This window comes from Bordetella genomosp. 13 (genome assembly GCF_002119665.1).
Classification (GTDB): domain Bacteria; phylum Pseudomonadota; class Gammaproteobacteria; order Burkholderiales; family Burkholderiaceae_B; genus Bordetella.
This window is the reverse complement of the sequence record NZ_CP021111.1, coordinates 3,482,411-3,496,425: the sequence shown is the minus strand read 5'-3', so window position 1 is coordinate 3,496,425 and position 14,015 is coordinate 3,482,411. Positions and strand designations below refer to the sequence as shown.

The following is a 14,015-nucleotide window of genomic DNA, read 5'->3' as shown; positions in this document are numbered from 1 at the left end:
CAATTGTCGCGGAACCGCGCTATCTCGCGGCTAAGCCGTCTGCATCTCACTGTGAAAAGGCTTTATTATTTTGCCTTTTGGTTTCCATCACGCGTTTTGGCAAGGGGTACGCGATGAAATTCTCGGCGGGGGCGCGGCTGGCGCTGGGTGTGACGCTGGCGGCGGCCGCAGGCGGCGGGGCCATCCCGGCCCAGGCGCAGGACGGCAAGGTGGTCAACGTCTACAACTGGGCCGAGTACACGGCCCCCGACACGATCCCGGGCTTCGAGAAGCAAACCGGCATCCGCGTCCGCTACGACGTGTATGACAGCAACGATACCCTGCAGGCCAAGCTGCTGACCGGCAAGTCGGGCTACGACGTGGTGGTGCCGTCCACGCATTACGCGTCGCGCCAGATCGAGGCCGGCGTGTTCCAGAAGCTGGACAAGTCCAAGATCCCCAACTGGAAGTACCTCGATCCCGACATCATGGCCCTGGTGGCCACCATCGATCCGGGCAACCAATACGCCATTCCATGGGGCTACGGCACCAACGGTCTGGGCTACAACGTCACCAAGGCGCGCCAGGCGCTGGGTCCGGACGCCGACCTGGGCAGCTGGGACATGCTGTTCAAGCCCGAGAACGCCGCCAAGCTGCAGTCCTGCGGCATCTCCATGCTGGACGAGGCCGCGCAGGTCTTCCCCGCCGTGCTGCACTACCTGGGCAAGGATCCCAACAGCGACAAGCCCGACGACTACAAGGCCGCGCTCGAGGTCCTGAAGAAGATCCGTCCGTACATCCGCCAGTTCAGTTCGTCGGGCTACATCGACGAACTGGCCTCCGGCGACCTGTGCATGGTGTACGGCTTCTCGGGCGACGTGATGATCGCCCGCCGCCGCGCGCAAGAGGCCAAGCGCACCGACGAGATCAACTACTTCATCCCGAAGGGCGGGGCGCCCGCGTGGTTCGACGTAATGGTCATTCCCAAGGATGCGCCGCATCCCGAATCCGCGCACGCGTTCATCAACTACATCGAGACTCCGCAGGTGCATGCGGCCATCACCAACACCATGTACTACCCGAACGCCAACAAAGAGGCGCGGAAGTACGTGAGCAAGGAAGTGGCCGACAACCCGATGATCTACCCGCCGGCCGACGTGTCCAAGACGCTGTTCGTCATCAAGGCGCAGCCCCTGCCGGTGCAGCGTCTGCAGACGCGCATGTGGAACGAGCTGAAGTCCGGAAGATAAGCACCATGAGCGATAGCCGGTATTCGGCGCCGCACGGCGGCGACGCGGACGCGTTCGTCAAGGTCGTCGACGTCGTCAAGATTTTCGGCGACGTGGTCGCCGTGCAGTCCACCAACCTGTCGGTACGCCGCAACGAGATTTTCGCCTTGCTGGGAAGCTCGGGCTGCGGCAAGTCCACGCTGCTGCGCATGCTGGCGGGCTTCGAAGAGCCGACCTCGGGCCAGATCCTGCTGGACGGCGAGGACATCACCTCCGTGCCCCCGTACCGGCGGCCGGTCAACATGATGTTCCAGTCGTACGCGCTGTTCCCGCACATGACGGTCGAGGCCAACGTGGCCTTCGGCCTGAAGCAGGAAGGCGTGCCGCGCGTCGAGATCCACGACCGCGTGTTCGAGGCGCTCGACCTGGTGCAGATGGCCGGCTATTCGCGCCGCAAGCCGCACCAGCTGTCGGGCGGCCAGCAGCAGCGCGTGGCGCTGGCTCGCAGCCTGGTCAAGCGGCCCAAGCTGCTGCTGCTGGACGAGCCCATGTCGGCGCTGGACAAGCAGATCCGCCAGAAGACGCAGATCGAGCTGGTGAAGATCCTGGAGAAGGTCGGCGTGACCTGCATCATGGTCACGCACGACCAGGAAGAGGCCATGACCATGGCGCATCGCCTGGCCGTCATGACCGAAGGCCAGATCGTGCAAAGCGGCACGCCGCAGGACGTCTACAACTTCCCGAACTCGCGCTTCGTGGCGGGCTTCATCGGCAACACCAATCTGTTCACCGGCCCCATCGTCATCGACGAGCCAGATCACGTGGCCATCGAATGCGAAGACCTGGCGCGGCCGCTGTACGTCAGCCATGGCGTCAGCGAACCCCTGGGCATGCAGGTGCACGTGTCGGTGCGGCCCGAGCGCCTGGTGGTCTCGCGCGAGCAGCCGCAAAGCCAGTACAACTGGGCGCGCGGCGTGGTAAGCCACATGGCATGGATGGGCGGCTACGCGCTTTACCAGATCCGTCTCGATTCGGGCAAGTCCATCGAGGCCAGCGTGCCCAGCCTGGTGCTGGCGCGCATGGACGCCCCGGGCTTCGACGAAGAAGTGTTCGTCAGCTGGGACGCCGACAGCGCGACGGTGCTGGCGTCATGATGCGCTTGCCGCTGCGCCGACTGGCGCCCTCTAGCCGCGCGCTGGCGATCATTCCGCCCTACGCCTGGCTGGTGCTGTTCCTGCTGGTGCCGTTCCTGCTGGTGCTGAAGATCAGCTTCGCGGAACTGCAGTTCGGCATTCCTCCGTACACGCCGCTGGCGCAGTTCGAGGAAGAGGCGCTGCAGATCAGTATGCACCTGCGCGGCTACGTGCTGCTGTTCACCGACAGCCTGTACGTGGCCACCTACCTGAACTCGGTGAAGATGGCCGGCATCACCACGCTGTGCTGCATCCTCATCGGCTATCCGGTGGCCTATTACATCGCGCGTTCGTCGCCATCGGTGCGCAACGTGCTGCTGCTGGGCGTGATACTGCCGTTCTGGACCTCGCTGCTGCTGCGCGTGTATGCCTGGGTGGGTATCCTGCGCAACGACGGGCTGCTGAACAAGGCGCTGATGTGGCTGGGCGTCATCTCGTCGCCGCTCGAAATCTACCGCACCGACCTGGCCGTGTACATCGGCATGGTGTACGCCTACCTGCCGTTCTTCATCCTGCCCTTGTACGCCAATCTGGTGAAGATGGACCTGCGCCTGCTCGAGGCCGCCTACGACCTGGGCGCGCGGCCCTGGCAGGCGTTCTGCCGCGTCACGGTGCCGATGTCCATGCCGGGCGTGATCGCCGGTGCCATGCTGGTGTTCATCCCCTGCGTGGGCGAGTACGTCATCCCCGAGATGCTGGGCGGCGCCAACACGCTGATGATGGGCCGCGTCATGTGGAACGAGTTCTTCAACAACGCCGACTGGCCCATGGCCTCGGCCGTGACCTGCGTGATGGTGCTGTTGCTGCTGGTGCCGCTGGCCCTGTTCCAGTACAACCAGATGCACAGCCAGGGCGCCGGAGGCCGCCGATGAAAGGCCCGAACAAGACGCTGCGCCTGCTGGCGCTGGCGGTGGGGTACGGATTTTTGTACATCCCCATCCTCAGCCTGATGGTGTTCTCGTTCAACGATTCGGCCATGGTCACCACCTGGAGCGGTTTCTCGTTCCGCTGGTACGGCCAGCTGCTGCAGGACGACGCGCTGCTCTCGGCCGCCTGGCTGTCGCTGCGCATCGCGCTGCTCACGGCCACCGCCGCCGCCATCATCGGCACCTGGGCCGGCTACGTGCTGGCGCGCATGCGCCGCTTCCGCGGCTTCGCGCTGTACGTGGGCATGCTCAGCGCGCCGCTGGTCATCCCCGAGGTCGTGCTGGGCATCTCGCTGCTGCTGATGTTCGTGGAGCTGCGCGGGCTGATGGGCTGGCCGGCCGAGAACGGCATGTTCACCATCTGGATCGGCCACGTGACGCTGTGCATGGCGTTCGTGGCGGTGGTCATCCAGTCGCGCGTGCGCGACCTGGACCGCTCGCTCGAAGAGGCCGCGCTCGACCTGGGCGCCACGCCGCTGCGCGTGTTCTTCACCATCACGCTGCCGCTGATCGCGCCCGCCGTGGTGTCGGGCTGGCTGCTGGCCTTCACGCTGTCGCTGGACGACGTGGTGGTCTCGTCCTTCCTGTCCGGACCCGGCTCGACCACGCTGCCCATGGAAGTCTTCTCGCGCGTGCGCCTGGGCCTGAAGCCCGAGGTCAATGCCCTGGCCACGCTGTTCATCCTGGCCGTCGGCACCTGCGTGATCGTGGCCAACCGCATGCAGTGGGGCAAGGAGGCCCGCAAATGACCCAACCGACCCTGTACGGCCTGGCCAAATGCAGCACGTGCGTCAAGGCGCGCCAGTGGCTGGACCAGCATGGCGTGGCCCACACATTCGTCGACTATCGCGACCACCCCGTGCCGGCCGTCACGCTGAAGCAGTGGGCCGAGAGGCTGGGCGGCTTCGAGAAGCTGGTCAACCGCACCTCCATGACCTGGCGCGCGCTGTCCGACGACCAGAAAGCCGCGTCCACCGACGCGCAATGGACGATGCTGATCGCCGAATACCCCGCGCTGGTGCGCCGCCCCGTCACCGTCACGCCCGACGGCGAGGTGAGCGTGGGCTTCTCCGAGAAACGCTACGGCGAACGCTTCGCCTGAGCGCGGACGGCGCGGCATGGCTGGCGGCAACCGCTCAGCCCCCGACCCTGCCGTCCGGCAGCCGCAAGGCGCACTCGCGGCCGATGCGGCGGCCACGCCCGGCCGCGCGCTGTCCGACGCCTTCTTCGACCGCGACGCGCGCCTGCTGGCGCGCGAACTGATCGGCAAGGTGCTGCGGCGGCGCCTGGGCGGTCTGTGGCTGTCCGCCCGCATCATCGAGACCGAGGCCTATTACCTGGACGAAAAGGGCAGCCACGCCTCGCTGGGCTACACCCACAAGCGCCGCGCGCTGTTCATGGACGGTGGCGTCATCTACATGTACTACGCGCGCGGCGGCGACTCGCTGAACTTCAGCGCCGGCGGCCCCGGCAACGCCGTGCTGATCAAGTCCGGCCATCCCTGGCTGGACGCGATGTCCGGCCCCGAGTCGCTGGCGCGCATGCAGCAGCTCAATCCCGACGCCCGCGGCGAGCCACGCCCGCCCACGAAACTGTGCGCGGGCCAGACCCTGCTATGCCGGTCCCTGGGCCTGAAAGTGCCCGACTGGGACGCGCGACGTTTCGATCCGCAAGAGTTCTACGTGGAAGATCTGGGCCACACGCCGGACCGCCTGGTCTGCACGCCCCGGTTGGGAATTCCCGCGGGCCGTGACGAACACTTGTTCTACCGGTACGTGGACCCCGCTTATGCCGCCTTCTGCACCCGCAATCCGTTGCGGCGCGGGCAGGAGGCGGGGCGGGACTATCTGTGGGTGGACCTTTCCGGAGCGGTGCTGGTTTAACCCTTGTTGCCGCACTGCCGGTTCGGCGCGATGCGCCTAAGTCTGCATTCTTCTGCCGCCGCGTCCATACCTGCGACGTCCCGTCCTCGCGCTGGCGCGCTGCGGGCGCGACTTCTCCGGCACGGACGCGGCTCAGATCAACGAAGTGAGACGATCGTTCGCGTCTGCACGGTGCGCATTTCCCGCTGCGAGCCTGCCTGATCGACGCATGACGAAACCTTGAGCCTGGTCCATGGCGGAGGGTTCGCGCCCGCAGCGCGCCAGCGCGAGGACGAGAATCCGCAGTCATGGACCAGGCGCTCAAGAACTCGACTCCCGCCCCGCATCAGGCAGGCGGACCCTCCGCAGTCATGGACCAGGCGCTCAAGAACTCGACTCCGTCCCGCATCAGGCAGGCGTCTACGGCGCCACCGCCGTCAAATCGATCGAGTACACCGCCCGCCCCGAACCGTCGTTCGCCGTTTCCAGGCTGATCTCGCTCAGTCCCGCGTCCTGCGCCACGTCGATGGCGTTCAGGCCGGACTTGAACAGGACCTTGCCGGCCATGGAGGGCTGCTCCGTGAAGTACCAGCTGCGGGCCGAGCCGTTGGCCGCACGGGTGATCGTCGGGTTCGCCTTGATGTAGTTGATCACCACGTCGCGGTTCGCGTCCGGCGAGGCATAGACGATGTCGAAGCTCTTGCCTTCGCCCAGGATGAAGCGGGCGCTGCTCTCCGCGCGATAGTTGTTCGTCGCGACGATGAACTCCATGCCGCTGGTCACCGGGGCGCCCATGTACTGCAGGTTGCGGATGCGGTCGTTCTCGGCACGCGTGACGTCGATCTCGTACTGAAGGTCGGGCGTGGTGAACATGTCGAAGTTGTAGCCCGCGAACGCCGACTGGCCGGCCGGCACCATGCCGGTCTGCGTGTCCTTGATCAGCCACTGGTCCGCCGTCTCGGTCGGATCGATCCGGTTGAAGCGCTTGGCGGCGTTCTCCAGCCACAGCTTCAGCTCGTCGCCGTTCACCTTCACCGCGTATACGGTGTTGGGGTACAGGTACAGGTCGGCCGCGTTGAAGATGGCGACCGGGCCCTGGGCCACGTCGGTGTAGTCGGTGCCGCTCTGGAACCCGGCCTTGAATGGCGCGCTGATCGACAGCACCGGCAGCGACGCGTGCTGCGGCAGGTTGTCCTGGATGTACTGCGACACATACGCGGCCTGCGCCTGGTTCACCAGCTGGATCGCGGTGGGGTCGCCCACGTCGGCGAACAGCGTGCTCATGCGGAAGTCGGACTCGCCGATTTCCTCCTGCACGTACTCGACCGCGGCCTCGTGCTGCGCCTGTACCGCTTCGGCGACGGCGGCGTCGGCGGCCACATACTGGGTGGAACCATCCTGGCCGGTGGTCTGGATATTGCGCAGCTCGACCTTGGTCTGGGCCTTGTTCACCTCCCAGTCCTGGGCCTGGGCGTTCCAGGTCAGCGAGTAGTCGATCACGCCCAGCGCCTTGCCCCACGAGCTGGCCATCACGGCCGGCACGCCATGCACGGTGCCGGCGGTGTTGTCCACGCCCAGGTAGGTGTAGGCCGGCGAACGGCCGCGGTCCGGGAAGACGCCGTGCTGGTGGCCCATGACCAGGCCGTCCACGCCGGGGATCTGCGCGATGTACAGCCCGGGGTCATCCATGGTGGTGGAGTAGGGGGCGTCGCTCATGCCGCCATGCAGCAGCACGAAGACCAGGTCGGCGCCGGCTTCGCGCGCCTGCTCGACCGACTGTTGCGCGGCCTCGCGGCTGTCGCGCATCTCGACCTTGCCGTCCAGGTAGCGCTTGTCCCAGTTCATGATGCCGGGGGTAGTCAGGCCCACCACGCCGATCTTGATGGGCAGCGTGACCGCGTCGCCGTCTTCCTGCGTGGCGCTGACCTCGCGGTCCAGGATCACGTACGGCGGCAGCAGTTCCTTGTCGGTCTTGGTGCTGGTCACGTTAGCCAGGGCCATCGGAAAGCCCGGGCCCGCGCACGTCGCGGCCGGGTCCACGCCATCCACGTCCAGGCCGCCGCCCAGGACCTGGTTCAGGAAGGGCAGGCCGTAGTTGAATTCGTGATTGCCCAGGGTGCCGGCGTCGAACTGCAGCACGGACATGGCCTTGTACATCGACAGCTGCTGCGAGCACGGGATGGGCGCGACCTGCGCCTCGTAGTCTGCCAGCGCGGTGCCCTGGATGGTGTCGCCGTTGTCGACCAGCAGCGTGTTGGGATACTGGTCGCGCGCCTGGCGGATCAGCGTGGCCGTGCGTTCGAAGCCGAACGAGCGGTCTTCGGCCAGCTTGAAGTAGTCATAGCTGCGCACGTTGTAGTGCAGGTCCGTCGTGGACAACAGCGCGAGCTGGGCGGTGGCGTTCTCCTGCGCCGCGGGGGGCGGGGTCGAGCCGTTGTTGTTGTCATCGTCATCGTCGTCGCTGCCTCCGCACGCGGACAGGGTGACCGCCAGGCCCAGGGCCAGCGCGGCGTAGAGCATGCGAGGACGGAACGTTCGGGTCTCGAAGGGCGACGCAGGGGCGGACATCGTGGCTCCTAAGTACAGGGGAAAGCGACCGATTATTCCGACGCGCGCTTTCCGGCCCATGACGAGGCTGCGTAGCAAATGACGACCATGTGTAGCAAAACATGCCTCCCTCTGAAGCGGCGTCCATGAGGTCCCGATACGTTGCGTGCAGGCCACGCATACGCGGCCGGTGACCCGCCATGGGCGCCGTCCGGCGGCCTTTAGAATTGGCGCTTTGCGGAGAACTGCTTGGAACCCATGATCCTGCTTTGGGTGGCCGCCTGCGCGTCGTGCGCGGCGCTGCTGGCCAGTCTGGTCGCGCTGTGGCGCCAGCCCGCGCGCGCGGAGCCCGTGTCCGACACGCTGATGCGCCTGGAGCGCGCGATGCGCGCCGAGCTGGCCGACAGCCAGCGCAGCCTGCGCGACGAACTGGCCGAGTCCATCCGCGGCCTGCGCGGCGAGCTGGCGCAAAGCCACGAAGAACTGCGCGCCGCCCTGGCCCGCGATGCGCGGGCCGCACGCGCGGAGCACGGTGAGTCCCTGGCACGCTTCGCCAGCCAATTCGGTGAACGCCTGCAGGGCCTGGTCGAGTTGAACGACCGGCGCATGGCCGAGGTGCGCCATACGGTCGACCAGCGGCTGCAGGCCCTGCAGGCCGACAACGGCGAACGTCTCGAGGCCATGCGGCGCACGGTCGACGAGCAGCTGCATGCCACGCTCGAGCAGCGCCTGGGCGAATCCTTCCGACTGGTGTCCGAGCGCCTGGAGGCCGTGCACAAGGGCCTGGGCGAGATGCAGGCGCTGGCGGCCGGCGTGGGCGATCTCAAGCGCGTGCTGACCAACGTGAAGTCGCGCGGCACCTGGGGCGAAGTGCAGTTGGCGCGCCTGATCGAGGACGCGATGACGCCCGAGCAGTACGGCCGCAACGTCAAGCCGATACCGGGCAGCGACGCGGTGGTGGAGTTCGCCATCCGGCTGCCGGGCAGGGCGCAGGACAGCGAGCCGGTGTGGCTGCCCATCGACGCCAAGTTTCCGAAAGAAGAGTACGAACGCCTGGCCGACGCGCACGAGGCCGCGGACCCCGAGGCCGCGCGCGCCGCCGCGCAGGCGCTGGGCCGGGCCGTCGAGACGCAGGCGCGCCTGATTTCGTCGAAGTACGTCGCCCCGCCGCACACGACCGACTTCGCCATCATGTTCCTGCCCACCGAAGGCCTGTACGCGGAGGTGCTGCGCCTGCCGGGCCTGCACGATCGGCTGCAGGCCCTGCGCGTGAGCGTGGCGGGCCCGGGCAACCTGGCCGCCATGCTGAACAGCCTGCAGATGGGCTTTCGCACCTTGGCCATCGAGCGGCGCTCGTCCGAGGTGTGGCAGGTGCTGCGCGCGGTGAAGACTGAGTTCGGCAAGTTCGGGGCCGCGTTGGCCAGTGTCAGGAAAACACTGGACAGCGCCAGCAGCAAGATCGGCCAGACCGAGGTGCGCACCCGCGCCATGCTGCGCAATCTGCGCGAGGTCGAGGCCCTGCCGGACGCGCAGGCGGCCAGTCTGCTTGGCGCGGACGATGTGGACGATGGCGACGACGGGAACGGCGGAGAGAACCCGGCGCCCGCCGGCGCGCCGGACCCGTCGGATCGCCGAAGTGGCTGAAGAACGCGGCGGATTCGGGCGGGATTCCGGCCATTTCGGGCGGCAAGCGTTGACACTTTTGCGCGCCGGTTGTTAGCCTAGCGCCTATCTGTATACAAGACGGAGGTCGCGTGGCGACCCGCAAGGACGATTCCGAAGGACCTTTGGCCAACCAGGTGTTCGATCACCTGCTCGACGCCATCTATCAGGGCAGGCTGCTGCCCGGCAGCGTGGTCAACGAGGTGGCGCTGGCACAGGAGTTCGGCGTCAGCCGCGGACCCGTGCGCGAGGCGGTGCGGCGGCTGCAGGGCATTCAGCTGATCACCCGCGAGCCCTACCTGAAGGCACGCGTCGTGTCGCTGTCCGCCGAATCCGCGCTCGAGCTTTTCCAGATGCGCATGGCGCTGGAAGGCATGGCCTGTAACCTGGCCACGCGCTACATGAGCGACGACGAGATCGCGGTGCTGCTGTCCGAGCTCGAGCAGGATCGTCATTCGCAGATCCTCGGCGAAGGCAATGCGCGGCCGCGCATCTTCGACTTCCATGAGCGCATCGTGCGCGCCAGCCGCAACCAGCGCATCATCAACACGCTGTGCGGCGACCTGTACCACCTGCTGCGCATCTATCGCCGCCATTCCGGCACGGTGCTCGAACGCAAGGACGACGCCTATGCCGAGCACTGGCAGATCCTGCGGGCCATCAAGGCCCGCGACGCCACGCTGGCCGAATCGCTGATGCGCTCGCACATCGAGCGCGCCGCCAATCACCTGTTCGAAAACCTGATGGACGAGCCGGTGCGCGCAGGCGTCGCGACGCGCCAGGGCTAGGGCTGGCGCCGAAATAAATCGGCCGCCGCCGTTCCGTGGAACGACGGCGGCCGAGGCCCTCCGGCGCCGCTTTTTTTTGTCATGCGGACATGCCTGCCCGCAATGCGGCTGCCTTGGTCGGCGCCCTGACGGGCGCCATGACTGGGTGCGCTTCGCCGTGCTTGCCCAGTATTCGTTGAACCTATGCCGCGCGCATGTCGCGCACTGCGGCGCGGCCGGCCAGATATCCCAATCCCAGAGCCGACAGCAGCCCGTTGCCCGACATGTACCCCGTGCTGCCCTGGTTGCCGCTGATGCCGGCTGCCGCGCCGCCGCCCGCATACAGGCCGGGTACCGCGCTGCCGTCGGCGCGCAGTACGCGCCCGTCATCGTCCACGCGCAGGCCGCCCTGCGTGTGGAACAGCGCCGGGCCGATGCGCGTGGCGGTGTAGGGCGCCTGCAGGGCGCCCAGGCCCCAGTGGGTGCGGCCATGCGGATCCTCGGCCTCGCCGCGCGCAGCCGCCGCGGCGGCAGACAGCGTATCGGCCAGCGCATCGCCGGGCAGGCCTAACCGCGCGGCCAGCGCGTGTGCATCGTCGGCCTGCAGCACGCCGTTGTGAGCCACCAGTTCCGCGTACTCTTCCTGGCCCGCGGCGGTAAGGTCGCGCACGCGGGTATCGGCCACGACGTAGAACGGGCCGGCGCGGTCCAGTTCCAGTGCGGCGAAGGCGGAGTAGCCCATGCTCTCGTCGCCGAAGCGCCGTCCCTGGGCATCGACGACGACGCCGCCTTTCTCCACCACGGTCCAGGTCACCAGCGAACCGTGCGGGTCGGCCAGGCTGGCATGCGCCTGGTAGGCGCCCATGTTGGCCAGCGAGGCGCCGAGCGCCTCGCCCCATACCACTGCCTCGCCTTCGCTACCCGTGCTGCCGCCGTATGGCGCCGCCGCAAGTTCGGGGCAGAAGCGCGCCAGCAGCGGCCGGTTGGCGCCGAAGCCGTTCGAGGCCAGCACGACCGCGCGCGCCGCGATGACGGTACGCACGCCATCCGGTGTCCGGGTGATCGCGCCTTGCACCGCGCCGTCCGGACCGGCCAGCAATTCGACGGCCGGGTTGCCGAAGGCCAGCGGGATGCCGCGCGCGTCCAGCGCGCGCGCCAGGTCGTCCATCAGGTCGGCGCCGCGCCGCGAGGGGGGCGAATGCAGCCGATACTGGCGATGGCCGATGTGCTTGTAGGTTTCGACCAGCGTGAGCTCGACACCGGCGGCATCGACCAGCCATTCCACCAGCTCGGCCGAGATGCCTGCCAGGCGCGCGGTCAGCGCCGGCATCTCGTGCGGACCCGCGATGCGCTGCAGGTCTTCCACGAAGTCGGCCGGGCTGTCCGCCAGGCCGGCCTGGCGCTGCATGCGCGTGCCGGCCGCCGGGATGGAACCGCTGGACAACATGGTGTTGCCCTGCAGGCGTTCCGCTTTCTCGACCACCGCCACGGACACGCCGTCGCCCGCGTCGTGCGCGGCCACCGCCGCGGCCAGGCCGCAGCCGCCCGCGCCGATCACCAGGACATCGAACTCGGCGTCCGGCACGACGGAATCGGAAGAGACGATGGCCATCGTTCAGTCGACCTGCGCGCCGGAGATCTGCACCGCCTCGCGCCACTGCGCGATCTGCCTGGACAGGAACGCCGCGAACTCGGCCGAGGTCGTGGGCTGCACTTCCAGGCCCAGCTTGTGCATTTTTTCCTTTACGTCGTCCTGGCCCAGCACCGCCGCCAGGTCGGCCGACATCTTGTCGACGATGGCCTTGGGCGTGCCCTTGGGCGCGAAGATGCCCGAGAACGCGGCGGTGTCGAAGCCGGCGAATCCCTGGCTGGCGATGGAGGGATAGTTGTTGCCGCTGTAATCGCGCGCCGACGTGATGGCCAGCAGTTTGAGCTTGCCGGACTGGATATAGGGCGCGGCGGAGGGCAGGCCGGTGATGCCGACGGGCACGGTGCCGCCCAGCAGATCGTTGAGCAGCGGCGCGCTGCCCTTGTACGGGATGTGCGTCATCTCGATCTTGGCCTGCGCCTTGACGAGCTCCATCGACAGGTGGCTGGCCGCGCCGTTGCCGTCCGAACCGTAGGCGTACTTAGCGGGCTCTTTGCGAGCCAGGGCGACCAGCTCCTGCAGCGTATTGGCGGGCACGCCGGGGTTGGCCACGATCGCGTTCGCGTAGATGGCCGCCATGCCGATCGGTTCGAAATCGGTCTGCGGGTCGTACGGCAGGTTCTTGTACAGCCACTTGTTGATGGCGTGCGAGCCGGTGACGCCGAGCACCACGGTGTAGCCATCCGGCTGCGCCTTGGCCACCATGGCCGAGCCGATGTTGCCGCCCGCGCCGGGACGGTTCTCGATGATCACCGGCTGGCCCCACTTCTTGGCCAACGCCTCGCCGATGATGCGGCCGGTGAGGTCGGTCGGGCCGCCGGGCGTGTAGGGCACCACCAGCGTGACGGGGCGCTTCGGAAATCCGGCGGCGGCATCCTGCGCCCAGGCGGACGCAAATGGCGCCAGCGCCAGGGCGGTCACGCCGCCGAGTACGGCGGTACGGCGGGAAAGATTGAAAGCGGTGCTGCGGTACGTCATCGAACTCCCCTGTTTTAGTGTTAACACTCTAGGCCGACGGGTCGATGAAGTCAAACCTCTGCCGCCCGTCTGCCTGCCGAAAATAGCTTGAATTAGGGAAAATGCTGAGATCGCGGTTGGGAGATCACGTTGCGTATGTCACCCCGCGAGCCAAAACTGTTAACAATCTAGCTGACCGCCGATTGCGATGCCGAGTTGCTGGCATCCGGGTCCAGCACGGCCATCGAATCGCCGATTTCCTCGGCCGACATGTCCTGCGCGATGACCACGATGGCGGTGGCTGGCGCGTCCCGCTTTGCCGGCCCCAACGCGTGAGGAGGGCTGAACAGGTGCCGCACGCCATGGATGGCATAGCGCTCGCCGTCGGCGAAATCCAGGATCGCCTTCACGCGCAGCAGGCGGTCCCCGCCGTGCCGCTGCAGATGCGCGACCCAGCGTGCGTAGGCGGACCATGTCACAGGCCTGCTCACGTGCAGGATGTACGACGCGATGCCGTAGCGCAGCACGTGCGCCAGCGGCGTGGCGAGGCTGTTGCCGGCGGACGGCTCAGGCATGCGTGGCGCGGCCTGGATGCCCGCGAAGAAGTCCGCCTCGCCTTCCGACGTATCGGCCGTGGCCAGTCGCACCTGGGCGGTGCCGTTCAGCCCGCCCAGCGCCGTGCGCACCTGCGCCACCTGTTCCGGCGCGCACAGGTCCGTCTTGGTGATGATCAGCACGTCGGCCAGGGCCGCCTGCGCCGAGGCTTCGCGATAGGCGTCGAGCGTGGCCGGTCCGTTGACGGCATCGACCGTGGCGATCACGCCGGCGAAGCGATAGTGACGCGCCACCGACGCGTCGCCGGCCAGGGTGTTGATCAGCGGCGCCGGATCGGCCAGGCCCGAGGTTTCCACCACCATGCGTGCGTACGGCGGAATCTCGCCGCGCACGCGTCGGTAATACAGCGATTCCAGGCCGTCCTGCAGCGAGCTGTTCAACGCGCAGCACAGGCAGCCCGAATCCAGCAGCACGGTGTCCTCGTCGCTGGCCTTGCCCAGCAGGCGATGGTCGAGCCCGACCTGGCCGAACTCGTTGATGATGACGGCCGTATCCGCGAACGCCGCGCTGCGCACCAGCCTGGACAGCAGCGTGGTCTTGCCGCTGCCCAGGAATCCGGTCAGCAGGTAGACCGGAATGGGGCCCGCCGGGATATTCGTCATGATCGTGCCGTGTTCCGACGCGCCCCGC

12 protein-coding genes are annotated in these 14,015 nt (G+C 67.5%); 8 read left to right on the top strand and 4 right to left on the bottom strand.

Annotation, left to right across the window (positions count from 1 at the left end):
- Positions 1–113 precede the first annotated feature (113 nt).
- Genes CAL15_RS15670 through CAL15_RS15645 form a run of 6 tightly spaced genes read left to right on the top strand, consistent with a single transcriptional unit; the run spans position 114 to position 5,210 of the window.
- The gene (locus tag CAL15_RS15670; protein WP_086079449.1) at positions 114–1,229 is read left to right on the top strand and encodes a polyamine ABC transporter substrate-binding protein; all 1,116 of its coding nucleotides are present in this window, start codon (positions 114–116) and stop codon (positions 1,227–1,229) included.
- A 5-nt stretch (positions 1,230–1,234) separates the two neighbouring features.
- Positions 1,235–2,362: an ABC transporter ATP-binding protein gene (locus CAL15_RS15665; protein WP_086079448.1), complete on the top strand. Its 1,128-nt coding sequence runs from the start codon at positions 1,235–1,237 to the stop codon at positions 2,360–2,362.
- Positions 2,363–2,373: 11 nt separating this feature from the next.
- Positions 2,374–3,273, top strand: a complete 900-nt coding sequence (locus CAL15_RS15660; RefSeq protein WP_086081125.1) for an ABC transporter permease subunit — start codon at positions 2,374–2,376, stop codon at positions 3,271–3,273.
- On the top strand, positions 3,270–4,076 hold the full coding sequence (locus CAL15_RS15655; RefSeq protein ID WP_086079447.1) for an ABC transporter permease subunit: 807 nt from the start codon (positions 3,270–3,272) through the stop codon (positions 4,074–4,076). The genes CAL15_RS15660 and CAL15_RS15655 overlap by 4 nt, the downstream gene beginning before the upstream one ends.
- Positions 4,073–4,429 carry an arsenate reductase gene (locus tag CAL15_RS15650; RefSeq protein WP_086079446.1) on the top strand — a complete coding sequence of 119 codons (357 nt, stop codon included), beginning with the start codon at positions 4,073–4,075 and terminating at the stop codon, positions 4,427–4,429. The genes CAL15_RS15655 and CAL15_RS15650 overlap by 4 nt, the downstream gene beginning before the upstream one ends.
- A 16-nt stretch (positions 4,430–4,445) precedes the next feature.
- On the top strand, positions 4,446–5,210 hold the full coding sequence (locus CAL15_RS15645) for a DNA-3-methyladenine glycosylase (RefSeq protein WP_086079445.1): 765 nt from the start codon (positions 4,446–4,448) through the stop codon (positions 5,208–5,210).
- Between the two features lie 399 nt (positions 5,211–5,609).
- Here CAL15_RS15645 and CAL15_RS15640 read toward each other — a convergent pair whose 3' ends face one another.
- A complete protein-coding gene (locus CAL15_RS15640) occupies positions 5,610–7,757 on the bottom strand; it encodes a bifunctional 2',3'-cyclic-nucleotide 2'-phosphodiesterase/3'-nucleotidase (protein WP_086079444.1) in 2,148 nt (715 codons plus the stop codon).
- Positions 7,758–7,994: 237 nt separating this feature from the next.
- Between CAL15_RS15640 and CAL15_RS15635 the strand changes: the two genes are divergently transcribed.
- Positions 7,995–9,380, top strand: a complete 1,386-nt coding sequence (locus CAL15_RS15635; protein WP_086081124.1) for a DNA recombination protein RmuC — start codon at positions 7,995–7,997, stop codon at positions 9,378–9,380.
- Positions 9,381–9,490: 110 nt separating this feature from the next.
- Complete coding sequence (locus CAL15_RS15630; protein WP_232467989.1) at positions 9,491–10,186, top strand: GntR family transcriptional regulator; 696 nt, start codon at positions 9,491–9,493, stop codon at positions 10,184–10,186.
- 181 nt (positions 10,187–10,367) lie between these two features.
- On the opposite strand, the gene CAL15_RS15625 is transcribed toward CAL15_RS15630, so the two are convergent.
- From CAL15_RS15625 to CAL15_RS15615, 3 genes are all read right to left on the bottom strand, one after another.
- Positions 10,368–11,777, bottom strand: coding sequence for an FAD-dependent oxidoreductase (locus tag CAL15_RS15625; RefSeq protein WP_086079442.1), 1,410 nt, complete (start codon positions 11,775–11,777; stop codon positions 10,368–10,370).
- A gap of 3 nt (positions 11,778–11,780) precedes the next feature.
- On the bottom strand, positions 11,781–12,791 hold the full coding sequence (locus CAL15_RS15620; protein ID WP_086079441.1) for a Bug family tripartite tricarboxylate transporter substrate binding protein: 1,011 nt from the start codon (positions 12,789–12,791) through the stop codon (positions 11,781–11,783).
- Between the two features lie 167 nt (positions 12,792–12,958).
- Positions 12,959–13,987 carry a CobW family GTP-binding protein gene (locus CAL15_RS15615; RefSeq protein ID WP_086079440.1) on the bottom strand — a complete coding sequence of 343 codons (1,029 nt, stop codon included), beginning with the start codon at positions 13,985–13,987 and terminating at the stop codon, positions 12,959–12,961.
- Between the last annotated feature and the right edge of the window lie 28 nt (positions 13,988–14,015).

Coding starts and splice junctions, on each gene's coding strand:
- CAL15_RS15640 (WP_086079444.1), bottom strand. CDS start 7,757: ATGTCCGCCCCTGCGTCGCCCTTCGAGACCCGAACGTTCCGTCCTCGC.
- CAL15_RS15655 (WP_086079447.1), top strand. CDS start 3,270: ATGAAAGGCCCGAACAAGACGCTGCGCCTGCTGGCGCTGGCGGTGGGG.
- CAL15_RS15665 (WP_086079448.1), top strand. CDS start 1,235: ATGAGCGATAGCCGGTATTCGGCGCCGCACGGCGGCGACGCGGACGCG.
- CAL15_RS15615 (WP_086079440.1), bottom strand. CDS start 13,987: ATGACGAATATCCCGGCGGGCCCCATTCCGGTCTACCTGCTGACCGGA.
- CAL15_RS15625 (WP_086079442.1), bottom strand. CDS start 11,777: ATGGCCATCGTCTCTTCCGATTCCGTCGTGCCGGACGCCGAGTTCGAT.
- CAL15_RS15670 (WP_086079449.1), top strand. CDS start 114: ATGAAATTCTCGGCGGGGGCGCGGCTGGCGCTGGGTGTGACGCTGGCG.
- CAL15_RS15650 (WP_086079446.1), top strand. CDS start 4,073: ATGACCCAACCGACCCTGTACGGCCTGGCCAAATGCAGCACGTGCGTC.
- CAL15_RS15635 (WP_086081124.1), top strand. CDS start 7,995: ATGATCCTGCTTTGGGTGGCCGCCTGCGCGTCGTGCGCGGCGCTGCTG.
- CAL15_RS15620 (WP_086079441.1), bottom strand. CDS start 12,791: ATGACGTACCGCAGCACCGCTTTCAATCTTTCCCGCCGTACCGCCGTA.
- CAL15_RS15645 (WP_086079445.1), top strand. CDS start 4,446: ATGGCTGGCGGCAACCGCTCAGCCCCCGACCCTGCCGTCCGGCAGCCG.